Source organism: Klebsiella sp. K-Nf6 (genome assembly GCF_002806655.1).
GTDB lineage: Bacteria > Pseudomonadota > Gammaproteobacteria > Enterobacterales > Enterobacteriaceae > Klebsiella > Klebsiella variicola.
The window spans coordinates 1-26,512 of record NZ_PIBN01000029.1 but is presented as its reverse complement, the minus strand read 5'-3'; the positions used below and the strand labels follow the sequence as shown (position 1 = coordinate 26,512).

The window sequence follows — 26,512 nt, the reverse complement described above, 5'->3', positions numbered from 1 at the left end:
TCCATGTCACTTTGAGTGCCCACACAGATTGTCTGATAAATTGTTAAAGAGCAGTTGCGACGCGCTTTAGCGCTCTGTCGCGAGGTGGCGTATATTACGCTTTCCTCTTTCAGAGTCAACCCTGAATTTCAGGATTTTTCTCTTCAACCGAACCGGCTGTTTGTGTGAAGTGATTCACATCCGCCGTGTCAGTGGGAGCGCATTATAGGGATCCCATTTTTTTGCACAAGCCTTTTTTCGATCTTTTTTTCTGAATGGTGATTTTTCACCCTTTTCGTCGCGTAATTGCACGATTTGCTCAATTTTCACCGTTTTCAGGGGTTGCACACGGAGATAAAAGCCACCAAAGTCTTCTTACGTTCCCGTATTTTGAGGTCTATATGTCTGCTCAGCTGCGCCCCTATAAAGCATTTTTCCCACAAATCGGTCTTCGCGTCATGATTGATGCATCCAGCGTCGTCATTGGTGATGTCAGAATTGCCGATGATGTCAGCGTCTGGCCTCTGGTGGCCATTCGTGGCGACGTCAACTATGTATCGATAGGACAACGCAGCAATATTCAGGACGGTAGCGTTCTCCATGTGACCCATAAGTCCTCTTATAAGCCGGAGGGAAATCCGCTGATCATTGGTGAGGATGTGACTGTTGGTCATAAAGTGATGCTGCACGGCTGCACTATCGGCAACCGCGTACTGGTTGGTATGGGTTCGATCTTATTAGATGGTGTCGTCGTTGGCGATGACGTCATGATTGGTGCAGGCAGTTTGGTACCGCAGAACAAACAGCTGGAAAGTGGCTACCTTTACTTCGGCAATCCGGTCAAACAGATCCGCCCCCTGACGGAGGCGGAACGGGAAGGACTGAAGTATTCAGCAAATAACTATGTAAAATGGAAAAATGAATACCTGGATCAGGATAACCAGATCCAGCCCTGAACATCTTCCTGACCATCGCGGATCAATGCTTCCGCCTCTTCCTCAAGATCCCAACGATGTTCCTGGAAGGCGGCCAGCCACTGCGCTGGCCCCTCTGCGCCAAAACGCTGCTGCAGGATCTGCCCTGAAATTGCGCAGGTTAATTGCATCCCATTGACCAGCGCAGGAAAAATCACGCCCTGCCGTTCGTCATCCCATGATTCCCGGTCAGGAAACTGAATCGCCTGATTCATGCATTCAGTTCCCGCTGCAACGTTTCGATGACCGGAGCGATAGCCGGCAGGACGCCGTGCCATAGCAGAACAGCATGGGCGGCTTGCGCCACCAGCATTCCCAGCCCATCGGCACAGCGGGTTGCGCTATGCTGCAGGCACCACTGAAGAAACGGTGTCGGCCCTTTCTGGTAAAACATGTCATAGCAATACACGTCAGCGTTGACAACAGATGCCGGGATAGCCGGTACATCACCGTCTATTCCACTGGACGTCGCATTGATGATCAGATCGAATGTTTCCCCGGATAAGGTATCCATCTCTCTTGCGCTGACGCTACCGGTATGGGCGAAGAGAGTGGCTAACTCATGGGCACGAGAATAGGTTCGATTCACGATCGTGACGGCACATCCCAGCGACAGAAGCGGCAAAAGAACCCCGCGTGATGCGCCACCAGCACCTACCAGCAGGATCCGCTGGCGCGGCTTAATGAACCCCAGGCGTTCCAGATCGCTCAGGAGGCCAATACCGTCGGTGTTGTCCCCCAGTAAACGGCCATCTTCCAGGCGTTTCAGGGTATTTACTGCTCCCGCCAGCGCAGCGCGTTCTGTCAGCTCGTCCGCGCGCGCAAAAGCTTCCTCTTTAAAAGGAACGGTGACGTTGGCCCCCTTTCCTCCTTCTGCAAAGAACTGATTCAGAGAAGAGACAAAATCGTCCAGCGGCGCCAGCACACGTCCATAAGGATGAGTAATCCCTAACTGGCGGGCAAACAGCTGATGAATAGAAGGCGATTTGCTGTGCGCGATCGGATTACCAAAAACGGCATAGGTTTCCATGGTTCACCCCTGGCGGAACAGTTTACCCGTCAGGGCATCACGGATTTCAGATGGATTTTGCCGTCCACCTGTGGCGCCATCCACAACCGGGAAGCTGTCACCAAACTGAGCATGAACCTCTGCGGTGGTACGACACGGTGGTTGCCCGGTGAGATTGGCGCTCGTCGAGACCAGCGGTTTTCCGTAAGCTTCGCACAATTCAATCACCAGCGGATGGTTGGTCACGCGTACGGCCAGCGAATCAAAACGCCCCGTCAGCCAGCGCGGCGTTTCAGGACGCGCCGGGAATACAAACGTCACCGGTCCCGGCCAGCAGGAAAAGATAGCGTCCCGCTGCGAGTCACTTAACCGTGAATCATCAACATAAGGCTTCAACTGCTCAAAGCTGGCGGCGATAAGGATCAATCCCTTGTCAACAGGACGCTGCTTCAGCTCCAGCAGACGCATGACGGCCGTTTCGCTGTCTGGATCGCAGCCAACGCCAAAAACGGCTTCTGTGGGGTAGGCGATGACATGTTCATTTTTCAGTACCGCCACGGCATGGGCGACGGTTTCTGAGGGCAGGTTATTGTTCACTGATTTATTCCGCCGGGATCGGCTTTCCACATTGTTTACTGGCACAGAAGCGTCTGAGCCCCTGCGCCGTCTTCTTTTCAATTAACAGCGGGTAATGGCATTCAGGGCATTCGCCCGCTACCGGTTTAAAATTGATAACGAACTGGCAATCAGGGTAGCGATCGCAGGAATGAAAGGTTTTACCGAAACGAGAGCGACGCTGGACCAGATGCCCTTGTCCACATTGCGGACAGGCGATAGCGGTCTCATCGGGTTTATCAATCAGCTCGGTATGCTCGCATTCGGGATAGCGACTGCAGCCGATAAACATACCAAAGCGCCCCTGGCGTAACACCATGACAGCGCCGCAAGATGGGCACTCCTGTCCCTCCAGCACCTTAACGATATGACCGTCCGCCTGACTTTTCAGGGGACGGATATAGTCACAGTCCGGATAATGCGAACAGCCGAGAAACGGGCCATGTTTCCCGGAACGGATCACCAGTTCAGCCCCGCACTGCGGGCAGGGCTCATTTTTACGCACCGAAAACAGTGCTGATTTGGTCATAACAACTCGATGTTGCTGCAAAAAGATTAATGCAGCATACCTTCATTTACTTCGAAGAGTAATTCTTCCATTTGCTGATAGGCGTTTTCACAGCCCGGAATGTTGAACAGTACCATCAGGATGACCCATTTCAGGTCTTCCAGTTCAAATTCTGCTGTATCCAGCGCCAGGACGCGCTCTATCACCATTTCTCGCGTTTCGAGGTTCAACACCTGAATCTGCTCGAGGAAGAGTAAAAATCCCCGGCAACTGGCATCCAGACGCTGGCACTCCTCTTCGGTATACACCCGAAGCGACAGCGGGTCGGAAGCGAGCTGCATGGGTTCAACGAGACCTTCCTGATAATCAGCCAGTTTCTCGAGCCACATTAACGCGTTATAGATATCTTCCCGCTCAAAGCCTGCATCGGTAAGATCCCGCGTCAGTTTGTCCTGATCCACGCGCATTTCTGCTTCGTTATGGATGTAAGTTTCAAACAAATACATGAGTACGTCGAACATGGCTTGCCCTCCTTAATCGGACATAGCCGCCGGGTACAGCTGCGATCCAGCCTGCTAACTCCAGTTCAAGTAGCTGAGCTACGGTTACTGGCACAGATTGGCCGGCACGTTCAGCGACAACGTCAACAGGTGTTACCTCATCTCCTACGTTAGCCAGGAGCTCCGGAAATGGCAATGCTACAGACGGCTGATCGGCGCAATTATTTATCGAATCAGACGTATCAGTAAGCCAGGCCAGCTCGTTTTGCCAGTACTCCACGATATCCTCTGGCGAGGTCACCGGTACCGCGCCTTGCTTGATTAACCAGTGCGGACCTTCAGATCCCGGATTACCAATCGGGCCAGGCAGGGCGAACACATCTCTTCCCTGCTCCAGGGCGCAACGGACGGTGACCAGCGATCCGCTTCGCAACGCCGCCTCAATCACCAGCACGCCCAAACTTAAGCCGCTGATAATACGGTTACGTCGGGGAAAATGAGCGGGAAGCGGCGGCGTAATGAGTGGAAATTCAGAGACCAGCGTACCGCCATTGTCGATGATCTGTTGGGCGAGGTTTGCATGGCGCCGCGGATAAACCTGTTCCAGCCCGTTGCCCAGCACCGCGATGGTTTTCCCCTCCGCGGCCAGCGCGCCGCGGTGCGCAACGCCATCAATGCCTAACGCCAGCCCACTGGTGATGGTGATCCCTCTACGCGCCAGCGTTTCGCTGAACAGTTTTCCCCAGCGGGCGCCATACCAGGAGTGCAAACGGCTGCCAATAACGGCAAGCTGCGCGCTGTGAAGCAGGGCGGGGTCGCCACTGACCAGCAACGCGCCGGGGTAATCAGCGATAGCCCTTAGCCGCAACGGATAGCGCGGATCGTCGGCCCGTAACAGATGATGATCCGGGTGTTCCAACCAGCGCCGCGTCTCGTCAAGCTCACGCTCGTCAAACCGTAAAAATGGCTTCGCCTGCGCCGCAGTCATCCCAACGGCATGCAGCGCTTCACTATCAACGGAAGCGGCTGCGCATAACCGCTGCGCGATATCCAGCATCCTGTCGCCATACAAATTACTGACCTTCATCAGCCGCAGCCAAATCTCGTCGGGCGTCATCCTTACCCCCTGCCATAAGCGGCATTGACAATCTTTGCGATTGGACAGTGAGACTGTCAATTGCAGGGGGTTTTGTCTAGAATAGAGCTAATAATCTTATCAACTCCTGAATACGACTCTGGAACTTTATGGCAGTTTTGCAAGTGTTACATATTCCGGACGAGCGCCTTCGCAAAGTCGCCGAGCCGGTCAAAGAAGTGAATGCGGAAATTCAGCGTATCGTCGATGATATGTTCGACACCATGTACGCCGAGGAAGGCATCGGTCTGGCCGCAACCCAGGTCGATATCCATCAGCGCATCATCGTTATCGATGTGTCGGAAAACCGTGAAGAGCGGCTGGTGTTAATCAACCCGGAGTTGCTGGAAAAAGACGGCGAAACCGGTATTGAAGAAGGCTGCTTGTCCATTCCGGAACAGCGTGCTCTGGTACCCCGTGCGGAAAAAGTGAAGATCCGTGCGCTGGATCGCGACGGTAAGCCGTTTGAGCTGGAGGCCGATGGCCTGCTGGCTATCTGTATCCAGCATGAAATGGATCACCTGGTTGGCAAACTGTTTATTGACTATCTGTCACCGCTCAAACAACAGCGCATTCGTCAGAAGGTTGAGAAACTGGATCGTTTACGTTCCCGTGCCTGATAACAAGGAATACCGTGTCACATTCACTACGTATCATTTTCGCCGGCACCCCCGATTTTGCAGCGCGTCATCTTGACGCGTTGTTGTCGTCTGAACATCAGATCGTTGGCGTGTTTACTCAGCCAGACCGTCCCGCGGGACGCGGCAAAAAATTGATGCCGAGCCCGGTAAAAGTGCTGGCTGAAGCCCATGATGTCCCCGTATTCCAGCCATCGTCTCTTCGTCCGCAGGAGAACCAACAGCTCGTCGCCGATTTGGGCGCCGATATCATGGTGGTGGTGGCGTATGGTCTGATTCTGCCAAAAGCGGTGCTTGAAATGCCGCGACTGGGCTGTATCAACGTTCATGGCTCCCTGCTGCCGCGCTGGCGTGGCGCCGCGCCGATCCAGCGTTCGCTGTGGGCGGGCGATAGTGAAACCGGCGTGACCATCATGCAGATGGACGTCGGCCTTGATACGGGTGACATGCTGTATAAGCTTTCCTGCCCCATTACCGCTGAGGATACCAGCGGCAGCCTGTACGATAAGCTGGCCGATCTCGGCCCACAGGGACTGCTGACAACCTTAGCGCAACTGGCAAACGGAACGGCACAGCCTGAAGTCCAGGACGAGTCACTCGTCAGTTATGCCGAGAAGCTGAGTAAAGAAGAGGCCCGCATCGACTGGTCGCTTTCCGCTGCACAGCTGGAACGTTGCATCCGGGCGTTTAATCCTTGGCCAATGAGCTGGCTGGAGATTGACGGGCAGCCAGTCAAAGTCTGGCGGGCATCGGTTATTGCCGAAGTCACGCACGCCGAGCCGGGAACAATAGTGGCAGCAACCAAACAGGGTATTCAGGTCGCCACGGGTGATGGGATCCTCAGTCTGGAATCGCTACAGCCAGCGGGTAAAAAAGCGATGAGCTCGCAGGACTTACTCAATTCCCGCCGGGAGTGGTTCATCCCTGGTACCCGTCTCGCCTGACGGTTGTCTCTTTAAAAGCCCGGGTTAGCCGGGCATTTTTATTTTTGCGCTTATGAAAAACAAAATAAACTTACGCAGTCTGGCCGCCCAGGCTATCGAGCAAGTGATTGAACAAGGTCAGTCTTTGAGCAACGTTCTGCCCCCTCTGCAGCAGAAAGTCAGCGATAAAGACAAAGCGCTGTTGCAGGAGCTGTGTTTTGGCGTATTGCGTACGCTCAGTCAGCTTGAGTGGCTTATCAACAAGCTGATGGCGCGTCCGATGACCGGCAAACAGCGCACCGTGCATTTTCTGATCATGGTTGGACTTTATCAGTTGCTCTATACCCGTATTCCTCCGCATGCCGCACTGGCGGAAACGGTAGAAGGCGCGGTGGCCATTAAACGCCCGCAGCTTAAAGGGCTGATCAACGGCGTGCTACGCCAGTTCCAGCGCCAGCAGGAAGCGTTATTAGCCGAATTTGCTGAGCATGAAAACCGCTATCTTCATCCCAAATGGCTGCTGAAACGCCTGCAGCAGGCCTGGCCGCAGCAGTGGCAGGAGATCGTCGATGCGAACAACCAGCGCCCGCCGATGTGGCTGCGCGTTAACCGCAACCATCATTCCCGGGATGAATGGCTTGCTCTGCTTAAAGAGGCCGGCTTAGAGGGTTTCACCCATCCTGACTATCCGGACGCCGTGCGTATGGCCACCCCTGCCCCGGTCCTTGCGTTGCCAGGCTTTGCCGAAGGCTGGGTCACCGTCCAGGATGCCTCGGCCCAGGGCTGTATGCGATACCTGCTGCCAGAAAATGGCGAACGCATTCTCGATCTTTGCGCCGCGCCGGGCGGCAAGACGACGCATATTCTGGAGGTTGCCCCGCAGGCTCAGGTCATGGCGGTGGATATTGATGAACTGCGTCTGTCACGCGTCTATGACAACCTGAAGCGTCTGGGCATGAAAGCCGAAGTCAAACAGGGCGATGGTCGCTTCCCTGAGCAGTGGTGTGGCAACGAACAGTTCGATCGTATTCTGCTGGATGCCCCCTGCTCCGCCACCGGCGTCATTCGCCGTCATCCTGATATCAAGTGGTTGCGCCGGGATCGGGATATCGCCGAATTAGCCCAGCTGCAGGCCGAGATCCTGAATGCCACCTGGCCACATCTGAAGCCAGGCGGCACGCTGGTGTATGCTACCTGTTCTATTCTGCCGGAAGAGAATAGCCAGCAAATTGCCGCCTTCCTCGCGCGAACCCCGGATGCAGAACTTCACGCAACCGGCACGCCGGAGAGTCCCGGGCAGCAAAATCTGCCGGGCCCGGAAGAAGGTGATGGCTTCTTTTACGCTAAGCTAATCAAACGTCAGAACTAATGGGTCATTGCAGATGAAGATTATTATTCTGGGCGCCGGCCAGGTCGGCGGCACGCTGGCGGAAAACCTCGTCGGCGAGAACAATGATATTACGCTGGTTGATACCAATGGCGACCGTCTGCGCAGCCTGCAGGATAAGTTCGACCTGCGTGTCGTCCAGGGACATGGCTCTCACCCTCGCGTACTGCGGGAGGCGGGGGCCGATGATGCCGATATGCTGGTAGCGGTCACCAGTTCGGATGAAACCAATATGGTGGCCTGCCAGGTCGCCTACTCATTATTCAATACCCCAAACCGTATAGCCCGTATTCGTGCGCCTGATTACGTTCGTGATGCGGATAAACTCTTCAATTCTGAAGCGGTGCCCATCGATCACTTGATCGCCCCGGAACAGCTGGTCATCGACAATATTCACCGCCTGATCGAATATCCTGGCGCGCTTCAGGTCGTGAACTTCGCCGAAGGGAAAGTCAGCCTCGCCGTAGTAAAAGCGTATTACGGTGGTCCGCTGGTAGGGAATGCGTTGTCCACCATGCGGGAGCATATGCCGCATATCGATACGCGTGTGGCCGCTATTTTCCGCCACGATCGTCCTATTCGCCCACAGGGTTCGACGATTGTGGAAGCCGGCGATGAAGTATTCTTTATTGCCGCCTCGCAGCATATTCGCGCAGTCATGAGTGAGCTGCAGCGACTGGAAAAGCCGTATAAGCGTATTATGCTGGTCGGCGGCGGCAATATTGGTGCGGGTCTGGCCCATAAGCTGGAAAAAGATTACAGCGTCAAGCTTATCGAACGTAATCAGCAGCGAGCTGCTGAGCTTGCGGAAAAGCTGCAGCATACAATCGTCTTCTACGGTGATGCATCGGACCAGGAGCTGCTGGCTGAAGAGCATATTGATCAGGTGGACCTGTTTATTGCCGTCACAAACGATGACGAAGCAAATATTATGTCTGCGATGCTGGCCAAACGGATGGGGGCGAAAAAAGTGATGGTGCTGATCCAGCGCAAAGCCTATGTTGATCTGGTCCAGGGCAGCGTCATCGATATTGCGATATCGCCTCAGCAGGCTACAATTTCCGCACTCCTCAGCCATGTCCGTAAAGCCGATATTGTCGGCGTCTCCTCCCTGCGCCGCGGCGTTGCCGAAGCGATCGAGGCAGTCGCACACGGCGATGAAAGCACCTCGCGGGTAGTAGGACGTTCGATCGATGAGATCAAGCTTCCGCCAGGTACGATCATCGGCGCCGTCGTGCGTGGCAACGACGTTATGATCGCGAATAATAATCTGCGGATCGAGCAGGGCGATCATGTGATCATGTTTTTGACCGACAAAAAGTTTATTTCCGATGTAGAAAGGCTGTTCCAGCCAAGTCCTTTCTTCCTGTAATTCCCAGGGCGCCGGACAGGCGCCTTTTTATTATCCCTTATTATTCAAAGGTTAATAATTTGCGGTAACTATCTACTGGTAATGGCAAATGAAAATACATTTGTTAAACTTACATCGTCAGCTGGCACAAGGAGAATAAAATGAGTTTTTTAAAAGAGTTTCGCGAATTCGCGATGCGCGGGAACGTTGTCGATTTGGCAGTGGGTGTGATCATCGGTGCAGCATTCGGTAAAATTGTTTCATCGCTGGTCGCAGATATTATTATGCCACCACTCGGCCTGTTGATTGGCGGGATCGATTTTAAACAGTTTGCCGTCACGCTACGTGATGCCCAGGGCGATGTCCCTGCTGTCGTGATGCATTATGGGGTATTCATTCAGAACGTTTTCGATTTCATCATCGTCGCGTTTGCCATCTTCATGGCGATTAAACTGATGAATAAGTTAAATCGTAAGAAAGAAGAGGCTCCGGCGGCGCCGCCAGCTCCTTCTAAAGAAGAAGTCCTGCTGAGCGAAATTCGCGATCTGCTGAAAGAACAAAACAACCGTTCTTAATCAGCACAGAAAGCAGAAGGCCAGTGGTAAAAAAGCGATTCGCTTGCTTGCCACTGGCCTCCCGGTCAATCCTTCCTGCATGTTTATCTTTACGTTGATAGCTTCCTTTCCCTTTCTTGTTTTTCTCTACACGCTGCCTGAATAACGGATCGTGGAGAAGTGCCTCAATGGCGTTATCTTTGATTTGCCCTTTGGTATGCTGATAGCGACTCATAGTAACTCCAGTGCATGTGTGAATTCCGCGCGAGTGTAGATCCACGCGATGAAAAAATCAACGGCCCGTAGTACCGCCATTGCTGGCGCCTTGTTCAAGGGCCTCAAGGATCGAACAATAAACACTACTGTGCGCAGTCCCACAGCAGGCATCATTAAGCCGCTGCAGAGAGCGACGCATCGTCTGCAACTCTTTGATCCGCGCCTCGACTTCGCTTAATCGCGCCTGAACGATCCCTTTCGATTCCTGGCAGGTATGGTGCTCCGGATCGATACGGATCGACAATAATTCGCGGATCGCTTCCAGAGTGAAGCCCAGCTGACGGGCATAGCGAATAAAGCGTAGCCGCTGAAGATCGTTATCCGAGTAAAGACGAAATCCCCCCTCGGTGCGCACGTCATGATCCATCATTTGCTGTTTCTCATAATAACGGATGGTATCTGGCGTGACGTCAGCCAGCTTAGCCAGCTCACCAATACGATACATATTTACTCCTGATTCATTCTTTGTAGCAAAGCATCGGCATACTCACCGCGTAAAAAGTCGGTGCTCAGGCCAGCCTGACGAAGCTTCAGTTCGAGCAAGGCAAGCCGTTTACTGAGTTCAGCATGACGCGGATCGTCCTGACGGACGCCCTTCAGTAAATCAGCCAGTGCCACCGCTTCCCTACGCTGCTCCAGCTCCGGGGGGAGGCACCCAGCATTCTTCAGAAGGCGATAACCTGCCCGCAGCTCCGTCGGCACATGTGAATCGTCATCGAGAGTCAGCGGTTCGCCGCTGCCGGGTAAACAATCGAACTCACCTTTAGCTTGGGCATCGAGGATATGGCGTTCCGCCCACTGATCCAGTAACCACATTCTACGGCTCCGGGGATGAACAAAAAGAGTACAGATAGTGTAGTGAAGTGGGGATAAGGTAGATATAAAAAAACCCGCCGGGGCGGGTTTTTTTACGTTACTACAGATTACTCTGCAGCAGCTTCTGCTTTCGGCTCAGCACGATCAACCAGCTCGATGTATGCCATCGGCGCGTTGTCGCCTGCACGGAAGCCACACTTCAGAATGCGAGTGTAACCACCGGCGCGGCTCGCGAAACGCGGGCCCAGCTCGTTAAACAGTTTTGCCACGATCTCGTTATCACGAGTGCGGGCGAATGCCAGACGACGATTAGCAACGCTATCAGTCTTGGCAAGAGTAATCAGCGGCTCAACTACGCGACGCAGTTCTTTCGCTTTCGGCAGGGTCGTCTTGATGATTTCATGACGAACCAGCGAACCTGCCATGTTACGGAACATAGCCTGGCGATGGCTGCTGTTGCGGTTCAGTTGACGACCACTCTTACGATGGCGCATGACCTTATCCTTCTCAGTAAAACCTTAACCTGTGATCCGGTTACTCGTCAGCAATGCTTGCTGGTGGCCAGTTTTCCAGGCGCATGCCCAGAGACAGTCCACGGGAAGCCAGCACGTCTTTAATCTCAGTAAGAGATTTTTTACCCAGGTTCGGCGTTTTCAGCAACTCAACCTCGGTACGCTGTACCAGATCACCGATATAGTGGATAGCTTCTGCCTTGAGGCAGTTAGCAGAGCGGACAGTCAATTCCAGATCGTCAACAGGGCGCAGCAGGATCGGATCGAACTCTGGTTTCTCTTCTTTCACTTCTGGCTGACGTACATCACGTAAGTCAACAAAAGCTTCCAGTTGTTCAGCCAGAATGGTTGCCGCACGACGAATCGCCTCTTCAGGATCGATTGTGCCGTTGGTTTCCATTTCGATGACCAGCTTGTCCAGGTCGGTACGCTGTTCTACACGCGCAGCTTCAACATTGTAGGCAATACGCTCTACAGGGCTGTAGCAGGCGTCGACCAGCAGACGGCCGATTGGGCGCTCATCTTCTTCCGAATGAATTCGGGCAGAAGCCGGCACATAACCGCGACCGCGCTGAACTTTGATACGCATGCTAATAGCAGCGTTCTCATCAGTCAGGTGGCAAATCACGTGCTGCGGCTTGACGATTTCGACATCACCGTCGTGGGTAATGTCGGCTGCAGTCACAGGGCCAATGCCAGATTTATTCAAAGTAAGGATGACTTCATCTTTACCCTGAACTCTCACCGCCAGCCCTTTCAGGTTGAGCAGGATTTCAAGGATGTCTTCCTGAACGCCTTCTTTGGTGCTGTACTCGTGCAGTACACCATCAATCTCAACCTCGGTCACCGCGCAACCCGGCATCGATGAGAGCAGAATACGGCGCAGTGCGTTACCCAGAGTATGGCCGAAGCCACGCTCTAAAGGCTCAAGGGTCACCTTGGCGTGCGTCGAACTCACTTGCTCGATATCGACCAGGCGCGGTTTTAGAAACTCTGTCACAGAACCCTGCATTGTGTCCTCTCTTTGGTACTAAGCTTTACTTGGAGTAAAGCTCGACGATCAGGTGTTCGTTAATGTCCGCAGACAGATCAGAACGCTCCGGCTGACGCTTGAACGTACCTTCCATCTTGCCAGCATCAACTTCCAGCCAGGTTGGCTTTTCACGCTGCTCAGCCAGCTCCAGAGCGGCTTTCACGCGAGATTGCTTTTTCGCTTTCTCACGAATGCTGACAACGTCATTCGCTTTAACCTGATAAGAAGCGATGTTAACAACACGACCGTTTACCATAATCGCTTTGTGGCTAACCAGCTGGCGTGCTTCAGCACGAGTGGCGCCGAAGCCCATACGGTATACAACGTTGTCCAGACGACCTTCCAGCAGAGCCAACAGGTTTTCACCGGTGTTGCCTTTCAGACGTGCTGCTTCTTTATAGTAGTTACGGAACTGACGCTCCAGCACACCGTACATACGGCGAACTTTTTGCTTTTCACGCAACTGCACACCATAGTCAGACAGACGCGGTTTACGCGCACCGTGCTGGCCAGGAGCTTGTTCAATTTTACACTTGGTATCGATCGCGCGAACGCCAGACTTAAGGAATAAGTCGGTGCCCTCACGACGGCTCAGCTTGAGCTTAGGACCCAAATATCTTGCCATTTTCTTTCTCCAACTAACCTGGAAAACGTAGCGTTATACGCGACGTTTCTTCGGCGGACGACAACCGTTATGAGGGATCGGAGTCACATCAGTAATATTAGTGATGCGGAAACCAGCGGCGTTCAGTGCACGAATGGTAGATTCGCGACCCGGACCCGGACCTTTGACCATAACTTCCAGATTCTTGATGCCGTATTCTTTTACGGCTTCTGCGCAACGCTCTGCTGCAACCTGAGCTGCAAACGGAGTGGATTTGCGAGAACCACGGAAACCGGAACCACCGGCTGTTGCCCAACCCAGTGCGTTACCCTGACGATCAGTAATAGTAACGATGGTGTTGTTAAAAGAAGCATGGATATGAGCCACGCCATCAGAGACTTGTTTTCTTACACGCTTACGTGCACGAACTGGTGCCTTTGCCATTATTCAATCACCCCGATTATTTCTTGATCGGTTTACGCGGACCCTTACGGGTACGTGCGTTGGTCTTGGTACGCTGACCGCGAACCGGAAGACCACGACGATGGCGTAAACCACGGTAGCAACCAAGGTCCATCAGACGCTTGATGCTCAGGGTGATTTCACGGCGCAGATCACCTTCAACGACAAATTTACCTACTGCTTCACGCAGAATATCAATTTGTTCTTCAGACAGCTCACTGATCTTAACATTTTCAGCGATGCCCGTTTCAGCGCAGATAGCTTTAGAACGGGTTTTGCCGATACCGAAAATAGCGGTTAAAGCGATTACGGTATGTTTGTGATCAGGAATGTTAATGCCTGCTATACGGGCCACTATGCACTCCTACTATTTAATATGTACGTACCATGCTGAAAAGCCCGTTTTCAGGATACTCAAATGGAAACGTACAGACATACAAAAGATTGGCTGGCTAATCTAGCCAGCTCAATCCAACTTTGCAAGAAAAATATGCGAATAAATCAGCCTTGGCGCTGTTTATGCTTCGGCTCGGCACTGCAAATCACACGGATGACGCCATCACGCTTAACGATTTTGCAGTTACGGCATAATTTCTTGACGGAAGCACGAACTTTCATTTTTACTCTCCGTAACTTCTCGGGCGACCAGTTTTAACGGCCGTAGCCTTTCAGGTTCGCCTTCTTCAATGCAGACTCATACTGACTGGACATCATCAGAGTTTGCACTTGAGCCATAAAGTCCATAATCACGACAACAACGATAAGCAGCGATGTCCCACCGAAGTAGAACGGCACTTTCATCGCGTCACGCATGAACTCCGGGATCAGGCAGATAAAAGTAATATACAACGCACCAACCAGAGTCAGGCGAGTCATCACTTTATCGATATACTTCGCCGTTTGCTCTCCCGGACGAATTCCTGGTACAAATGCACCGGACTTCTTCAGGTTATCTGCTGTTTCACGCGGGTTGAAAACCAACGCCGTGTAGAAGAAACAGAAGAAGATGATTGCAGACGCATAGAGTAACACATAAAGCGGTTGCCCAGGCTGCAAATACAGCGAAATTGTTGTCAGCCAGTTCCAACCAGTACCACCCCCGAACCATGACGTGATGGTTGCCGGGAACAGTATAATACTGGAAGCGAAGATTGCCGGGATTACCCCCGCCATATTCACTTTCAGCGGTAAATGTGTGCTCTGTGCAGCATAGACACGACGACCCTGCTGCCGTTTCGCGTAGTTTACCACAATGCGGCGTTGACCACGTTCAACGAATACAACAAAGAAGGTCACTGCAAATACTAATACTGCAACCAACAGCAACAGGAGGAAGTGCAGGTCGCCTTGACGCGCTTGCTCGATAGTATGGGCGATGGCCGGCGGGAGTCCCGCAACGATCCCGGCGAAGATCAGGATCGAGATACCGTTACCGATACCGCGTTCAGTGATCTGTTCGCCGAGCCACATCAGGAACATAGTCCCTGTGACCAGACTTACAACAGCGGTGAAATAGAATGCAAAGCCTGGATTAATCACCAGGCCCTGCATACCAGGCATATTCGGCAGACCGGTAGCAATACCGATCGACTGGAATATCGCCAGCACCAGAGTACCGTAGCGGGTGTACTGGCTGATCTTACGACGACCAGACTCCCCTTCTTTCTTCAGCTCTGCCAGCGGTTGGTAAACCACCGTCAGCAGCTGCACGATGATAGATGCCGAAATGTACGGCATAATCCCCAGTGCAAAGATAGAAGCACGGCTGAGAGCACCACCAGAGAACATGTTAAACATTTCAATGATGGTGCCTCGCTGTTGCTCAAGCAGTTTGGCAAGTACAGCGGCATCAATACCAGGGATCGGAATAAAAGAGCCAATACGGAACACTATCAGCGCACCGACCACAAACAGAAGTCTGCGTTTCAGCTCGCCAAGGCCACCTTTGGCACTTTGAAAATCTAATCCCGGTTGTTTAGCCATCTGCTACTTATTCCTCAATTTTACCGCCAGCAGCTTCGATAGCAGCACGAGCACCTTTAGTCACACGCAGGCCACGAACAGTTACCGGACGAGCTACTTCACCAGACAGGATCACTTTCGCGAACTCGATCTGGACGCCGATAATGTTAGCCGCTTTCAGCGCGTTCAGGTCTACTACATCGCCTTCTACGTGAGCCAGATCAGAGAGACGGATCTCTGCGGTGATCATCGCTTTACGAGAAGTGAAGCCGAATTTCGGCAGACGACGGTACAGAGGCATCTGACCACCCTCGAAACCGCGACGTACGCCACCGCCAGAACGAGACTTCTGACCTTTGTGACCACGACCACCGGTTTTACCGAGGCCAGAACCGATACCACGACCCAGGCGTTTACCCGCCTTTTTGGAGCCTTCGGCCGGAGACAGAGTATTTAAACGCATCTCTTACTCCTCAACTTTAACCATGAAGGAAACCGCGTTGACCATACCACGAACAGCAGGAGTATCCTCGCGCTCTACGGTGTGACCAATACGACGCAGACCCAGGCCAAGCAGTGTTGCCTTGTGTTTCGGCAGACGACCGATTGCACTGCGGGTTTGAGTAATTTTAATAGTCTTTGCCATGGTTTATTTCCCCAGAATTTCTTCAACGGATTTACCACGCTTGGCAGCGACCATTTCTGGAGAATTCATATTTTCCAGGCCATCAATAGTTGCACGAACCACGTTGATCGGGTTGGTGGAACCGTATGCTTTAGCCAGAACGTTATGAACCCCAGCAACTTCCAGAACGGCGCGCATTGCACCACCGGCGATGATACCGGTACCTTCGGAAGCTGGCTGCATGAATACACGAGAACCCGTGTGAACACCTTTAACCGGGTGTTGCAGGGTGCCGTTGTTCAGCGCGACGTTAATCATATTGCGACGGGCTTTTTCCATCGCTTTCTGGATCGCTGCTGGAACTTCACGCGCTTTACCGTAACCAAAACCAACGCGACCGTTACCATCGCCAACAACAGTCAGAGCTGTGAAGGAGAAAATACGACCACCTTTAACGGTTTTAGATACGCGGTTTACCGCGATCAGCTTTTCCTGCAGTTCGCCAGCTTGTTTTTCGATGTGAGCCATCTTACACCTCTACCTTAGAACTGAAGGCCAGCTTCACGGGCAGCATCTGCCAGTGCCTGGACACGACCATGATATTGGAACCCGGAACGGTCAAAGGAAACATCTTTGATGCCTTTTTCCAGAGCGCGTTCAGCAACAGCTTTACCCACAGCTGCGGCCGCGTCTTTGTTACCGGTGTACTTCAGTTGTTCAGAGATAGCTTTTTCTACAGTAGAAGCAGCTACCAGAACTTCAGAACCATTCGGAGCAATTACCTGTGCGTAAATATGACGCGGGGTACGATGTACCACCAGGCGAGTTGCACCCAGCTCCTGGAGCTTGCGGCGTGCGCGGGTCGCACGACGGATACGAGCAGATTTCTTATCCATAGTGTTACCTTACTTCTTCTTAGCCTCTTTGGTACGCACGACTTCGTCGGCGTAACGAACACCCTTGCCTTTATAAGGCTCAGGACGACGGTAGGCGCGCAGATCTGCTGCAACCTGGCCGATCACCTGCTTATCAGCGCCTTTCAGCACGATTTCAGTTTGAGTCGGACATTCTGCAGTGATACCGGCCGGCAGCTTGTGTTCAACAGGATGAGAGAAACCTAAAGCCAGGTTTACTACATCCCCTTTAACCGCTGCACGATAGCCTACACCAACCAGCTGAAGCTTTTTAGTGAAGCCTTCGGTAACACCGATAACCATTGAGTTCAGCAGGGCACGCGCGGTACCAGCCTGAGCCCATCCGTCTACGTAACCATCACGCGGACCGAAGGTCAGAGCATTATCTGCATGTTTAACTTCAACAGCATCGTTGAGAGTACGAGTCAGCTCGCCATTTTTACCTTTGATCGTAATAACCTGACCGTTGACTTTAACATCAACGCCGGCAGGAACAACGACCGGTGCTTTAGCAACACGAGACATTTTTTCCTCCGATTAGGCTACGTAGCAGATAATTTCGCCACCAAGACCAGCCTGGCGCGCTGCACGATCAGTCATAACACCTTTAGAGGTAGAAACAACTGCGATACCCAGACCCGCCATAACTTTCGGCAGCTCATCTTTACGTTTGTAGATGCGCAGACCTGGGCGGCTGACACGCTGAATGCTTTCTACAACAGCTTTACCCTGGAAATACTTAAGAGTCAGTTCCAGTTCCGGCTTGATGTCGCCTTCAACTTTAAAATCTTCAATAAAGCCTTCTTCCTTCAGCACGTTGGCAATTGCCACTTTCAGCTTGGAGGAAGGCATGGTGACCGCAGCTTTATTCGCGGCCTGACCGTTACGGATACGGGTCAGCATATCCGCGATCGGATCTTGCATGCTCATCTGTCTTTACTCCCGTGATTCAATTGGTGACAATTACCAGCTAGCCTTTTTCAGACCCGGGATTTCACCGCGCATAGCGGCTTCACGGACCTTAATACGGCTCAACCCGAACTTCCGCAGGAAACCATGCGGACGACCTGTTTGACGGCAGCGATTACGCTGACGAGACGGGCTGGAATCACGCGGCAGAGTCTGCAGCTTGAGAACAGCGTTCCAACGATCTTCGTCGGTTGCGTTCACATCAGAGATGATAGCTTTCAGTTCAGCGCGTTTAGCGAAGAATTTATCAGCTAAAGCCACGCGCTTTACTTCGCGTGCTTTCATTGATTGCTTAGCCATTAAGTAACCCTACCTTACTTGCGGAACGGGAAGTCAAAGGCAGCCAGCAGAGCGCGGCCTTCTTCATCAGATTTCGCAGTAGTGGTAATGGTAATATCCAAACCACGAACGCGGTCGACTTTATCGTAGTCGATTTCTGGGAAGATGATCTGCTCACGGACACCCATGCTGTAGTTACCACGACCGTCGAAAGACTTAGCGGACAAGCCACGGAAGTCACGGATACGCGGTACAGCAATAGTGATCAGGCGCTCAAAGAACTCCCACATGCGCTCGCCGCGCAGAGTTACTTTACAGCCGATCGGATAGCCCTGACGGATTTTGAAGCCTGCAACTGATTTGCGTGCTTTGGTGATCAGCGGTTTTTGACCGGAGATTGCTGTCAGGTCAGCTGCTGCGTTATCCAGCAGTTTCTTGTCAGCGATCGCTTCACCAACACCCATGTTCAGGGTGATCTTCTCGACCCGAGGGACTTGCATGACAGAATTGTAGTTAAACTCAGTCATGAGTTTAGCGACTACTTCGTCTTTGTAGTAATCATGCAGTTTCGCCATCGTACTACTCCAAATTACTTGATAGTTTCGCTGTTAGACTTGAAGAAACGGACTTTTTTGCCGTCTTCGAATCTAAAGCCTACACGGTCAGCCTTGCCGGTTGCCGCGTTGAAGATAGCAAGGTTAGAGATCTGAATAGCTGCTTCTTTCTCTACGATGCCGCCTGGTTGGTTCAGGGCCGGAACCGGCTTCTGATGTTTCTTAACCAGGTTGATACCTTCAACAATGACCTTGCCGGAAGACAGGACATTTTTTACTTTACCGCGTTTACCTTTATCTTTACCGGTTAACACGATAACTTCGTCATCACGACGGATTTTAGCTGCCATGATTCGCTCCTTAGAGTACTTCTGGTGCCAGAGAGATAATTTTCATGAACTTCTCGGTACGAAGTTCACGAGTTACCGGCCCAAAAATACGCGTACCGATAGGCTGCTCGCTGTTATTGTTAAGAATAACGCATGCATTACCATCGAAGCGAATGACAGAACCGTCCGGGCGACGAACACCCTTCTTGGTGCGCACCACTACCGCCTTCAGCACATCACCTTTTTTGACCTTACCACGCGGAATTGCTTCCTTGATGGTGATCTTGATGATGTCGCCTACGCCTGCGTAGCGACGGTGCGAGCCACCCAGAACCTTGATACACATTACGCGACGTGCACCGGAGTTGTCGGCGACGTTCAGCATAGTCTGTTCTTGGATCATTTTAGTGCTCCGCTAATGTCAACTACTACTGAGACCCGAAAATTAGGGTCGTTAAAAAGCCCCATATCGAGGGCGCGGCATTATAACACCACAAACCAGATATGGGTAGAAAAAATAAACGGCTCATCGCTGAGCCGTTTATCCGTATCGAGAATGCGTACTCTATTACAGAACCGCTTTCTCTACAACGCGAACCAGCGTCCAGGACTTAGTCTTGGACAGCGGACGGCATTCGCGGATTTCAACCACGTCACCGATACCGCATTCGTTGTTCTCGTCATGTACGTGCAGTTTGGTCGTACGTTTGATGAATTTGCCGTATACCGGGTGTTTCACCATACGTTCGATAGCAACAACAATGGATTTCTCCATTTTGTCGCTAACTACGCGACCTTGCAGAGTACGGATTTTATCGGTCATTACGCACCCGCCTTCTGAGTCAGTAAAGTCTTAACGCGTGCAACATCACGACGCACTTGCTTCAGCAGATGAGTCTGTTGCAGCTGGCCACTTGCAGCCTGCATACGCAGGTTGAACTGCTCACGCAGCAGGTTCAGCAGCTCAGCGTTCAGCTCTTCAACGCTTTTTTCACGCAGCTCTTTTGCTTTCATTACATCACCGTCTTAGTTACAAAGGTGGTTTTGATCGGCAGTTTCGCTGCTGCCAGGCCGAATGCTTCACGGGCCAGCTCTTCCGGTACGCCGTCCATTTCATACAGGACTTTACCCGGCTGAATCAAGGCAACCCAGTACTCCACGTTACCTTTACCTTTACCCATACGAACTTCCAGCGGCTTCTCGGTGATCGGTTTGTCCGGGAATACACGGATCCAGATCTTACCTTGACGCTTAACTGCACGGGTCATAGCACGACGTGCTGCTTCGATCTGACGGGCAGTCAGACGACCACGGCCAACAGCTTTCAGACCGAAAGTGCCGAAGCTAACATCCGTACCCTGCGCCAGACCACGGTTGCGGCCTTTGTGCACTTTACGGAATTTTGTACGCTTTGGTTGTAACATCAGCGACGCTCCTTATTTACGGCCTTTACGCTGCTGCTTTTTAGGTTGAGCAGCCGGTTCCGGTTGTTCAACAGCAGCCATACCACCCAGGATCTCACCTTTGAAGATCCATACCTTAACGCCGATTACACCGTAAGTGGTGTGCGCTTCAGAGGTGTTGTAGTCGATGTCAGCACGCAGAGTGTGCAGCGGTACGCGACCTTCACGGTACCATTCGGTACGTGCGATTTCCGCGCCGCCCAGACGGCCGCTAACTTCAACTTTGATACCTTTAGCGCCCAGACGCATTGCGTTCTGTACAGCACGCTTCATCGCACGACGGAACATAACGCGACGTTCCAGCTGAGAAGTGATGCTGTCAGCAACCAATTTAGCGTCCAGTTCAGGCTTACGAACTTCGGCAATATTGATCTGTGCAGGTACGCCAGCGATATCCGCTACGACCTTGCGCAGTTTTTCTACGTCTTCGCCTTTCTTACCGATAACGATACCCGGGCGAGCAGTGTGAATGGTCACACGGATGCTCTTAGCCGGACGCTCGATAACGATGCGAGATACAGACGCTTTAGCCAGTTCTTTTGTCAGGAACTGACGTACTTTAAAATCGCTGTCCAGGTTGTCAGCGAATTCTTTGGTGTTCGCGAACCAGGTAGAGTTCCATGGTTTGACAATACCCAGGCGAATACCATTAGGATGTACTTTCTGACCCATTGCTAGTCTCCAGAGTCTCAGCGATCGGACACAACCACAGTGATGTGGCTGGTGCGCTTCAGGATGCGATCTGCACGACCTTTAGCACGCGGCATAATGCGCTTCATGCTCGGGCCTTCGTCTACGAAAATTTTCGCAACTTTCAGATCATCAATGTCAGCGCCATCGTTGTGTTCAGCGTTAGCAATGGCAGATTCCAGTACCTTCTTGACCAGTACAGCAGCTTTTTTGTTGGTGTAGGTCAGAATATCCAGGGCCTGCGACACTTTCTTACCGCGAATCAGGTCAGCTACGAGGCGAACCTTCTGAGCAGAAGAACGAGCATGGCGATGTTGAGCTAAAGTTTCCATCTCTTCCTCCTACCTTATTTCTTCTTCGCTTTTTTATCAGCAGCGTGGCCGCGATAAGTACGAGTCGGTGCGAATTCACCCAGTTTGTGACCAACCATTTCGTCGGAAACAAAGACTGGAACGTGCTGACGACCATTATGGACAGCGATGGTCAAACCGATCATGTTAGGAAAGATCGTTGAACGACGGGACCAAGTGCGCAGGGGCTTCTTGTCTCCGCTTTCCACCGCTTTCTCTACCTTCTTCAGCAAGTGCAGGTCAATAAAAGGACCTTTCTTGAGAGAACGTGGCATGGCTTATCCTCTAAAATTATTTGCTACGGCGACGTACGATGAATTTATCAGTACGCTTGTTGCTGCGGGTCTTCTTACCTTTGGTCTGCAGGCCCCACGGGGATACCGGGTGCTTACCAAAGTTACGACCTTCACCACCACCATGTGGGTGGTCTACTGGGTTCATCGCAGTACCGCGAACGGTAGGACGAACACCACGCCAGCGTGCAGCACCTGCTTTACCCAGAACGCGCAGCATATGCTCAGCATTGCCAACTTCGCCCAGAGTAGCGCGGCAGTCTGCTTCGACTTTACGCATTTCACCAGAACGCAGACGCAGGGTGACATAAGCACCGTCGCGAGCAACGATCTGAACGTAAGTACCAGCGGAACGTGCCAGCTGACCGCCTTTACCTGGTTTCATTTCTACGTTATGAACGGTAGAACCAACCGGGATATTGCGCATCGGCAGGGTGTTGCCTGCTTTGATTGCAGCATCAACGCCAGACTGAATCTGGTCACCAGCTTTCAGGCCTTTCGGGGCCAGGATGTAACGGCGCTCGCCGTCTTTGTACAGAACCAGCGCGATGTTCGCGGAGCGGTTCGGATCGTACTCAAGACGTTCAACAACTGCCGGGATACCATCTTTGTTGCGTTTGAAGTCAACAATACGGTAAGCCTGCTTGTGGCCACCACCGATATGACGGGTGGTGATACGGCCATTGTTGTTACGACCACCGGATTTGCTGTTTTTTTCCAGCAACGGAGCAAAAGGTTTGCCCTTGTGCAGCTCTGGGTTAACCACTTTAACGACGTGGCGACGACCCGGAGATGTCGGTTTACATTTAACAACTGCCATTGTATTACTCCTCCGACTTACTCAGCGCCGCCAACGAAGTCCAGATTCTGGCCTTCTTTCAGGGTGACGTAAGCTTTTTTCCAGTCGCTACGACGACCGATACGCTGTCCGTGACGTTTAACTTTCCCTTTAACAACCAGGGTGTTAACGACTTCGACTTCGACTTCAAACAGTTTCTGCACAGCAGCTTTGATTTCTGCTTTGGTCGCGTCTTTAGCAACTTTGAGAACGATGGTGTTTGTTTTTTCCATCGCAGTAGACGCTTTTTCAGAAACGTGCGGTGCGCGCAGCACCTTCAGCAGACGTTCTTCACGAATCATGCCAGCATCTCCTCAACTTGCTTAACAGCATCAGCAGTCATTACGACTTTGTCGAAGGCGATCAGGCTAACCGGGTCGATACCGTTCGCATCACGTACGTCAACCTTGTGCAGGTTACGTGCGGCCAGGAACAGGTTCTCGTCCAGCTCACCGGTGATGATCAGCACATCTTCCAGAGCCATGTCTTTCAGTTTCTGTGCCAGCAGCTTAGTTTTCGGCGCTTCAACAGAGAACTTCTCGACAACGATCAGACGATCCTGACGTACCAGTTCGGACAGAATGCTTTTCAGCGCGCCGCGGTACATCTTCTTGTTAACTTTTTGACTGTGGTCCTGCGGACGAGCAGCGAAGGTCACGCCACCGGAACGCCAGATCGGGCTCTTGATAGAACCAGAACGCGCACGGCCGGTACCTTTCTGGCGCCACGGTTTTTTACCGGAGCCAGTGATTTCAGCACGAGTCTTCTGAGCACGAGTGCCCTGACGCGCACCAGCTGCATAAGCAACAACAACCTGGTGAACCAGCGCTTCGTTGAAATCACGACCGAAGGTAGTTTCGGAAACAGTCAGCGCGCTCTGCGCGTCTTTCAATACTAATTCCATTGCTATCTCCTCACGCCTTCACAGCTGGTTTAACGATCAGGTCGCTACCGGTAGCACCCGGGACAGCACCTTTAACCAGCAGCAGGTTGCGCTCAGCGTCAACACGTACTACGTCCAGGCTCTGAACGGTTACACGCTCATTACCCAGCTGACCTGCCATTTTCTTGCCTTTGAACACTTTGCCCGGAGTCTGGTTCTGACCGATAGAACCCGGAACGCGGTGAGACAAGGAGTTACCGTGAGTAGCGTCCTGGGTACGGAAGTTCCAGCGCTTAACGGTACCAGCAAAACCTTTACCTTTAGAGGTACCGGTTACGTCAACTTTTTTAACGTCAGCAAACAGTTCAACGCTAATGTTCTGACCTACGGTGAATTCTTCGCCGTCAGCAAGACGGAATTCCCACAGACCACGGCCAGCTTCAACGCCAGCTTTAGCGAAGTGACCCGCTTCCGGCTTGGTTACACGGTTAGCTTTTTTAGCACCGGTGGTAACCTGGATTGCGCGGTAGCCATCGTTAGCCAGGTCTTTAACCTGAGTAACGCGGTTTGCTTCAACTTCGATTACGGTTACTGGGATAGATACGCCATCTTCAGTGAAGATGCGGGTCATGCCCACTTTTTTACCGACTAAACCAATCATTGTTTCAACCTCTCAATCGCTCGATGACCTGATTAACCCAGGCTGATCTGCACGTCTACACCGGCAGCCAGATCCAGACGCATCAGAGCATCAACGGTTTTTTCAGTTGGCTCAACGATGTCAACCAGACGCTTGTGAGTGCGAATCTCGTACTGATCACGCGCGTCTTTGTTGACGTGCGGGGAGATCAGAACGGTAAAGCGCTCTTTGCGGGTCGGCAGCGGGATCGGACCACGGACTTGCGCACCAGTGCGCTTAGCAGTCTCGACGATTTCCGCGGTTGATTGATCGATCAGACGATGATCAAACGCTTTAAGGCGGATACGGATTCTTTGGTTCTGCATGAGACCAGAGCTCCAATTATTTTATAGACGAAATGATTACTCCTCATACCCATTACGATTGATGGGAGAGTGTAACCGTTCTTACATAGTCCCCCGATTGGGGACATTGTTTGATAGCAAAAAGCACTATCGGGGTTCATATCGAACCGGCTGTCAACTTTGACAGGCCCGCGCATTATACGCAAATTCTGGCACGACGCAAGCGCTGTTTAGAAAATCATCACCGGGATTTGCGCGTCTTCGCGATAGTGCGCTGTGCAAGCGCCGTAACGCTGCCAATAAATCCGCAAAGCGCCATCCACTCTTGAAAATTGCATTTTGCCCTGCGCCGAGCCGATAAGCATAGTGAAGCCATATTCATTGCTCATCGCGGGGTAACCTATGCTCGCCGCCCTCCCCTTCTTACTCTGTTATAGCGGATTGACGCTAGTATTATGCCAGCAGGACCTGCGTCACGGTTTGCTGCCAGACCGCTTCACCTGCCCCCTACTGTGGAGCGGCTTGCTTTTTTATCTCTGTCTGGCGCCGCATCAGCTCAACGAGGCTGTCTGGGGAGCTATAGCTGGCTATCTCTCGTTTGCCGCCCTTTATTGGCTATACCGCAGGGTCCGTGGATATGAAGGATTAGGCTATGGCGATATAAAATATCTCGCCGCCCTCGGGGCCTGGCATGGCTGGCGAATGCTGCCGCAGCTGGTGCTGGTAGCGTCATTGCTCGCCGGCATGACGTGGGTGGTATTGGGTCTGTCCCCCAGGTGCGGCGGCAACAGAAAATGGGAAAAGGACAACCCGCTGCCATTTGGGCCATTTCTGACGGCAGCAGGTTTCTGGTGCGGGTGGCAAACGCTGATTAGTCTGACACTTTGATCTGCGACTGCAGGTAATTCTGCAGGCCAATTTTGCCAATCAGATCGAGTTCGGTTTCCAGCCAGTCGATATGGCCTTCTTCATCCGCCAGGATCTCAATCATCATATCGCGGCTGACATAGTCATGTACGCTGTCGGCATAGGCGATCGCTTCACGCAGGTTTTGCGCGCCTTCCAGCTCCAGGCGTAAATCTGACTGCAGCATCTCTTCCACATCTTCACCGATGCCAAGTTTGCCGAGATCCTGCAGATTAGGAATGCCTTCGAGGAAAAGAATACGCTCGATGTACTTATCGGCGTGCTTCATTTCATCAATTGATTCGTGGTACTCAATATCGTTGAGGCGCATCAGACCCCAGTTTTTGAACATTCTCGCATGGAGAAAGTACTGATTGATTGCGACCAGCTCATTTCCCAATAATTTATTGAGATAACTTATGATTTTGACATCACCTTTCATTATATAGTCCCTCCGCTTCCACTTATTGAAGCGTAGTCCGGCCTATAGGGATGTCAAAAGAGAAGCGCGGACTTCAGGCGATTTCTTTGAATTCCGGCATGGTGGTTAATTCATCTTCCATCACTTCACGTGCAGCTCGAACACACTTACCGCATTGATTTCCAACGGGAACAAACTTACGTAATTGCTGAAAAGATTGCGGTTGAAACTGGCGAACAACCTGGCGAATTTTTTTATCGCTAACGCCATTGCACAAACAAACGTACATATAAACTCCCGTTCAATTTATGCACAAATATTAAATGAGAATAGTTATGATTACAATAGACCATTTGCGCATTATCCGCCGCAGCGCACGTTATGAATAGTGTGTTGTACACGTTATTTCGCGGAACTGCGCCCAGCAAAAAGGGCGCCGAAGCGCCCTTTTTATTCGAAGCTAACGAATTAGCCCAGAACTTTAGCTACAACGCCCGCGCCAACGGTACGGCCGCCTTCACGGATTGCGAAACGCAGACCGTCGTCCATCGCGATCGGGTGGATCAGGGTAACAACCATTTTGATGTTGTCGCCCGGCATAACCATCTCTACGCCTTCCGGCAGTTCGATGGTGCCAGTCACGTCAGTAGTACGGAAGTAGAACTGCGGACGGTAGCCTTTGAAGAACGGAGTATGACGACCGCCTTCGTCTTTGGACAGGATGTACACTTCAGATTCGAACTTGGTGTGCGGCTTGATGCTGCCCGGCTTAGCCA

Annotated in this window: 47 protein-coding genes and 1 pseudogene; 7 read left to right on the top strand and 41 right to left on the bottom strand. The window is 52.1% G+C overall.

Features of this window, described 5'->3' with window-relative positions; all coding sequences use genetic code 11:
* Positions 1-380: 380 nt before the first annotated feature.
* Positions 381-935, top strand: coding sequence for a gamma carbonic anhydrase family protein (locus tag CWM61_RS27760; protein ID WP_002919123.1), 555 nt, complete (start codon positions 381-383; stop codon positions 933-935).
* On the opposite strand, the gene CWM61_RS27755 is transcribed toward CWM61_RS27760, so the two are convergent.
* Genes CWM61_RS27755 through dprA form a run of 6 tightly spaced genes read right to left on the bottom strand, consistent with a single transcriptional unit; the run spans position 911 to position 4,702 of the window.
* Positions 911-1,168: a DUF1488 domain-containing protein gene (locus CWM61_RS27755; RefSeq protein WP_074387089.1), complete on the bottom strand. Its 258-nt coding sequence runs from the start codon at positions 1,166-1,168 to the stop codon at positions 911-913. The two genes, CWM61_RS27760 and CWM61_RS27755, sit on opposite strands and share 25 nt — an antisense overlap.
* Positions 1,165-1,983 (bottom strand): shikimate dehydrogenase, encoded by an 819-nt coding sequence (gene aroE / locus CWM61_RS27750; protein ID WP_100632225.1) that lies wholly within the window; start codon positions 1,981-1,983, stop codon positions 1,165-1,167. Before aroE ends, CWM61_RS27755 begins: the two co-directional genes overlap by 4 nt.
* A 3-nt stretch (positions 1,984-1,986) precedes the next feature.
* Entirely contained in the window at positions 1,987-2,559 is a 573-nt protein-coding gene (gene tsaC, locus CWM61_RS27745; RefSeq protein WP_008807062.1) for an L-threonylcarbamoyladenylate synthase type 1 TsaC, read from the bottom strand.
* 4 nt (positions 2,560-2,563) lie between these two features.
* Entirely contained in the window at positions 2,564-3,106 is a 543-nt protein-coding gene (locus CWM61_RS27740; RefSeq protein ID WP_004145330.1) for a type I DNA topoisomerase, read from the bottom strand.
* A 26-nt stretch (positions 3,107-3,132) separates the two neighbouring features.
* On the bottom strand, positions 3,133-3,606 hold the full coding sequence (gene smg / locus CWM61_RS27735; protein ID WP_008807060.1) for a DUF494 family protein Smg: 474 nt from the start codon (positions 3,604-3,606) through the stop codon (positions 3,133-3,135).
* On the bottom strand, positions 3,578-4,702 hold the full coding sequence (gene dprA / locus CWM61_RS27730; protein ID WP_074387087.1) for a DNA-protecting protein DprA: 1,125 nt from the start codon (positions 4,700-4,702) through the stop codon (positions 3,578-3,580). The genes smg and dprA overlap by 29 nt, the downstream gene beginning before the upstream one ends.
* 128 nt (positions 4,703-4,830) lie before the next feature.
* On the opposite strand from dprA, the gene def reads away from it, so the two are divergent.
* The 5 genes from def (at position 4,831) to mscL (ending at position 9,594) form a co-directional block, all read left to right on the top strand.
* Entirely contained in the window at positions 4,831-5,340 is a 510-nt protein-coding gene (gene def / locus CWM61_RS27725) for a peptide deformylase (RefSeq protein ID WP_008807058.1), read from the top strand.
* 14 nt (positions 5,341-5,354) lie between these two features.
* Positions 5,355-6,302: a methionyl-tRNA formyltransferase gene (gene fmt, locus CWM61_RS27720; RefSeq protein WP_012540437.1), complete on the top strand. Its 948-nt coding sequence runs from the start codon at positions 5,355-5,357 to the stop codon at positions 6,300-6,302.
* A gap of 52 nt (positions 6,303-6,354) precedes the next feature.
* On the top strand, positions 6,355-7,650 hold the full coding sequence (gene rsmB / locus CWM61_RS27715; protein ID WP_100632224.1) for a 16S rRNA (cytosine(967)-C(5))-methyltransferase RsmB: 1,296 nt from the start codon (positions 6,355-6,357) through the stop codon (positions 7,648-7,650).
* Between the two features lie 13 nt (positions 7,651-7,663).
* On the top strand, positions 7,664-9,040 hold the full coding sequence (gene trkA, locus CWM61_RS27710; protein ID WP_061153140.1) for a Trk system potassium transporter TrkA: 1,377 nt from the start codon (positions 7,664-7,666) through the stop codon (positions 9,038-9,040).
* A 140-nt stretch (positions 9,041-9,180) separates the two neighbouring features.
* Positions 9,181-9,594, top strand: coding sequence for a large-conductance mechanosensitive channel protein MscL (gene mscL / locus CWM61_RS27705; protein ID WP_004145325.1), 414 nt, complete (start codon positions 9,181-9,183; stop codon positions 9,592-9,594).
* Here the strand turns inward: mscL and CWM61_RS27700 are convergent.
* The 32 genes from CWM61_RS27700 to CWM61_RS29630 all read right to left on the bottom strand — a co-directional run bounded on the left by CWM61_RS27700 (position 9,530) and on the right by CWM61_RS29630 (position 24,798).
* The gene (locus CWM61_RS27700) at positions 9,530-9,808 is read right to left on the bottom strand and encodes an alternative ribosome-rescue factor A (RefSeq protein ID WP_071993293.1); all 279 of its coding nucleotides are present in this window, start codon (positions 9,806-9,808) and stop codon (positions 9,530-9,532) included. The two genes, mscL and CWM61_RS27700, sit on opposite strands and share 65 nt — an antisense overlap.
* Before the next feature lie 57 nt (positions 9,809-9,865).
* Positions 9,866-10,294: a Zn(2+)-responsive transcriptional regulator gene (gene zntR / locus CWM61_RS27695; protein ID WP_074387083.1), complete on the bottom strand. Its 429-nt coding sequence runs from the start codon at positions 10,292-10,294 to the stop codon at positions 9,866-9,868.
* Between the two features lie 2 nt (positions 10,295-10,296).
* Positions 10,297-10,665 carry a DUF1992 domain-containing protein gene (locus CWM61_RS27690; RefSeq protein ID WP_074387082.1) on the bottom strand — a complete coding sequence of 123 codons (369 nt, stop codon included), beginning with the start codon at positions 10,663-10,665 and terminating at the stop codon, positions 10,297-10,299.
* 107 nt (positions 10,666-10,772) lie between these two features.
* Positions 10,773-11,159, bottom strand: a complete 387-nt coding sequence (gene rplQ / locus CWM61_RS27685) for a 50S ribosomal protein L17 (protein ID WP_002919206.1) — start codon at positions 11,157-11,159, stop codon at positions 10,773-10,775.
* Positions 11,160-11,199: 40 nt separating this feature from the next.
* Positions 11,200-12,189: a DNA-directed RNA polymerase subunit alpha gene (locus CWM61_RS27680; protein WP_002919219.1), complete on the bottom strand. Its 990-nt coding sequence runs from the start codon at positions 12,187-12,189 to the stop codon at positions 11,200-11,202.
* 25 nt (positions 12,190-12,214) lie between these two features.
* Entirely contained in the window at positions 12,215-12,835 is a 621-nt protein-coding gene (gene rpsD / locus CWM61_RS27675; protein ID WP_002919224.1) for a 30S ribosomal protein S4, read from the bottom strand.
* 33 nt (positions 12,836-12,868) lie between these two features.
* Positions 12,869-13,258: a 30S ribosomal protein S11 gene (rpsK, locus tag CWM61_RS27670; protein WP_004388621.1), complete on the bottom strand. Its 390-nt coding sequence runs from the start codon at positions 13,256-13,258 to the stop codon at positions 12,869-12,871.
* 16 nt (positions 13,259-13,274) lie between these two features.
* The gene (gene rpsM / locus CWM61_RS27665; protein WP_002919259.1) at positions 13,275-13,631 is read right to left on the bottom strand and encodes a 30S ribosomal protein S13; all 357 of its coding nucleotides are present in this window, start codon (positions 13,629-13,631) and stop codon (positions 13,275-13,277) included.
* 146 nt (positions 13,632-13,777) lie between these two features.
* Positions 13,778-13,894, bottom strand: coding sequence for a 50S ribosomal protein L36 (rpmJ, locus tag CWM61_RS27660; RefSeq protein ID WP_000868187.1), 117 nt, complete (start codon positions 13,892-13,894; stop codon positions 13,778-13,780).
* Positions 13,895-13,927: 33 nt separating this feature from the next.
* Positions 13,928-15,259, bottom strand: a complete 1,332-nt coding sequence (gene secY / locus CWM61_RS27655) for a preprotein translocase subunit SecY (protein WP_008807050.1) — start codon at positions 15,257-15,259, stop codon at positions 13,928-13,930.
* A 7-nt stretch (positions 15,260-15,266) separates the two neighbouring features.
* The gene (rplO, locus tag CWM61_RS27650) at positions 15,267-15,701 is read right to left on the bottom strand and encodes a 50S ribosomal protein L15 (protein ID WP_061153137.1); all 435 of its coding nucleotides are present in this window, start codon (positions 15,699-15,701) and stop codon (positions 15,267-15,269) included.
* Positions 15,702-15,704: 3 nt separating this feature from the next.
* Complete coding sequence (gene rpmD / locus CWM61_RS27645; protein ID WP_001140434.1) at positions 15,705-15,884, bottom strand: 50S ribosomal protein L30; 180 nt, start codon at positions 15,882-15,884, stop codon at positions 15,705-15,707.
* A gap of 3 nt (positions 15,885-15,887) precedes the next feature.
* On the bottom strand, positions 15,888-16,391 hold the full coding sequence (gene rpsE, locus CWM61_RS27640) for a 30S ribosomal protein S5 (RefSeq protein WP_000940121.1): 504 nt from the start codon (positions 16,389-16,391) through the stop codon (positions 15,888-15,890).
* Between the two features lie 14 nt (positions 16,392-16,405).
* Positions 16,406-16,759, bottom strand: a complete 354-nt coding sequence (gene rplR, locus CWM61_RS27635) for a 50S ribosomal protein L18 (RefSeq protein WP_006817270.1) — start codon at positions 16,757-16,759, stop codon at positions 16,406-16,408.
* Between the two features lie 9 nt (positions 16,760-16,768).
* Entirely contained in the window at positions 16,769-17,302 is a 534-nt protein-coding gene (gene rplF, locus CWM61_RS27630) for a 50S ribosomal protein L6 (RefSeq protein ID WP_008807049.1), read from the bottom strand.
* Between the two features lie 12 nt (positions 17,303-17,314).
* Positions 17,315-17,707 (bottom strand): 30S ribosomal protein S8, encoded by a 393-nt coding sequence (rpsH, locus tag CWM61_RS27625; RefSeq protein WP_008807048.1) that lies wholly within the window; start codon positions 17,705-17,707, stop codon positions 17,315-17,317.
* Positions 17,708-17,740: 33 nt separating this feature from the next.
* Positions 17,741-18,046 carry a 30S ribosomal protein S14 gene (rpsN, locus tag CWM61_RS27620; protein ID WP_002919667.1) on the bottom strand — a complete coding sequence of 102 codons (306 nt, stop codon included), beginning with the start codon at positions 18,044-18,046 and terminating at the stop codon, positions 17,741-17,743.
* 14 nt (positions 18,047-18,060) lie between these two features.
* Positions 18,061-18,600, bottom strand: coding sequence for a 50S ribosomal protein L5 (gene rplE / locus CWM61_RS27615; RefSeq protein WP_003031123.1), 540 nt, complete (start codon positions 18,598-18,600; stop codon positions 18,061-18,063).
* Between the two features lie 14 nt (positions 18,601-18,614).
* A complete protein-coding gene (gene rplX / locus CWM61_RS27610) occupies positions 18,615-18,929 on the bottom strand; it encodes a 50S ribosomal protein L24 (protein ID WP_003031122.1) in 315 nt (104 codons plus the stop codon).
* 10 nt (positions 18,930-18,939) lie between these two features.
* Positions 18,940-19,311: a 50S ribosomal protein L14 gene (rplN, locus tag CWM61_RS27605; RefSeq protein WP_002919748.1), complete on the bottom strand. Its 372-nt coding sequence runs from the start codon at positions 19,309-19,311 to the stop codon at positions 18,940-18,942.
* A 165-nt stretch (positions 19,312-19,476) separates the two neighbouring features.
* Entirely contained in the window at positions 19,477-19,731 is a 255-nt protein-coding gene (gene rpsQ, locus CWM61_RS27600) for a 30S ribosomal protein S17 (protein WP_004106347.1), read from the bottom strand.
* Positions 19,731-19,922 (bottom strand): 50S ribosomal protein L29, encoded by a 192-nt coding sequence (rpmC, locus tag CWM61_RS27595; protein ID WP_002919754.1) that lies wholly within the window; start codon positions 19,920-19,922, stop codon positions 19,731-19,733. The genes rpsQ and rpmC overlap by 1 nt, the downstream gene beginning before the upstream one ends.
* The gene (gene rplP / locus CWM61_RS27590; RefSeq protein WP_002919759.1) at positions 19,922-20,332 is read right to left on the bottom strand and encodes a 50S ribosomal protein L16; all 411 of its coding nucleotides are present in this window, start codon (positions 20,330-20,332) and stop codon (positions 19,922-19,924) included. The genes rpmC and rplP overlap by 1 nt, the downstream gene beginning before the upstream one ends.
* A gap of 12 nt (positions 20,333-20,344) precedes the next feature.
* A complete protein-coding gene (rpsC, locus tag CWM61_RS27585) occupies positions 20,345-21,043 on the bottom strand; it encodes a 30S ribosomal protein S3 (protein ID WP_002919766.1) in 699 nt (232 codons plus the stop codon).
* Between the two features lie 17 nt (positions 21,044-21,060).
* The gene (gene rplV, locus CWM61_RS27580; protein WP_002919773.1) at positions 21,061-21,393 is read right to left on the bottom strand and encodes a 50S ribosomal protein L22; all 333 of its coding nucleotides are present in this window, start codon (positions 21,391-21,393) and stop codon (positions 21,061-21,063) included.
* A gap of 14 nt (positions 21,394-21,407) precedes the next feature.
* Positions 21,408-21,686 carry a 30S ribosomal protein S19 gene (gene rpsS / locus CWM61_RS27575; protein WP_001138115.1) on the bottom strand — a complete coding sequence of 93 codons (279 nt, stop codon included), beginning with the start codon at positions 21,684-21,686 and terminating at the stop codon, positions 21,408-21,410.
* 16 nt (positions 21,687-21,702) lie between these two features.
* Positions 21,703-22,524: a 50S ribosomal protein L2 gene (rplB, locus tag CWM61_RS27570; RefSeq protein WP_002919786.1), complete on the bottom strand. Its 822-nt coding sequence runs from the start codon at positions 22,522-22,524 to the stop codon at positions 21,703-21,705.
* A 17-nt stretch (positions 22,525-22,541) separates the two neighbouring features.
* Positions 22,542-22,844, bottom strand: a complete 303-nt coding sequence (rplW, locus tag CWM61_RS27565) for a 50S ribosomal protein L23 (protein WP_000617546.1) — start codon at positions 22,842-22,844, stop codon at positions 22,542-22,544.
* A complete protein-coding gene (gene rplD, locus CWM61_RS27560; protein ID WP_002919794.1) occupies positions 22,841-23,446 on the bottom strand; it encodes a 50S ribosomal protein L4 in 606 nt (201 codons plus the stop codon). The genes rplW and rplD overlap by 4 nt, the downstream gene beginning before the upstream one ends.
* A 10-nt stretch (positions 23,447-23,456) precedes the next feature.
* Entirely contained in the window at positions 23,457-24,086 is a 630-nt protein-coding gene (gene rplC, locus CWM61_RS27555) for a 50S ribosomal protein L3 (protein ID WP_002919796.1), read from the bottom strand.
* A 32-nt stretch (positions 24,087-24,118) separates the two neighbouring features.
* A complete protein-coding gene (rpsJ, locus tag CWM61_RS27550) occupies positions 24,119-24,430 on the bottom strand; it encodes a 30S ribosomal protein S10 (RefSeq protein ID WP_001181005.1) in 312 nt (103 codons plus the stop codon).
* Between the two features lie 209 nt (positions 24,431-24,639).
* The gene (locus tag CWM61_RS29630; protein ID WP_165785319.1) at positions 24,640-24,798 is read right to left on the bottom strand and encodes a hypothetical protein; all 159 of its coding nucleotides are present in this window, start codon (positions 24,796-24,798) and stop codon (positions 24,640-24,642) included.
* Positions 24,799-24,811: 13 nt separating this feature from the next.
* Here CWM61_RS29630 and CWM61_RS27545 point away from each other — a divergent pair, with 13 nt between their 5' ends.
* Positions 24,812-25,297, top strand: coding sequence for a prepilin peptidase (locus CWM61_RS27545; protein ID WP_100632223.1), 486 nt, complete (start codon positions 24,812-24,814; stop codon positions 25,295-25,297).
* Here CWM61_RS27545 and bfr read toward each other — a convergent pair.
* From bfr to tuf, 3 genes and pseudogenes are all read right to left on the bottom strand, one after another.
* Complete coding sequence (gene bfr, locus CWM61_RS27540; protein ID WP_004206792.1) at positions 25,281-25,757, bottom strand: bacterioferritin; 477 nt, start codon at positions 25,755-25,757, stop codon at positions 25,281-25,283. The genes CWM61_RS27545 and bfr overlap by 17 nt on opposite strands.
* Before the next feature lie 73 nt (positions 25,758-25,830).
* Positions 25,831-26,025, bottom strand: coding sequence for a bacterioferritin-associated ferredoxin (gene bfd / locus CWM61_RS27535; protein WP_004152415.1), 195 nt, complete (start codon positions 26,023-26,025; stop codon positions 25,831-25,833).
* Between the two features lie 179 nt (positions 26,026-26,204).
* Positions 26,205-26,512 (bottom strand): annotated as a pseudogene (gene tuf / locus CWM61_RS27530) (elongation factor Tu); the annotation flags it as partial.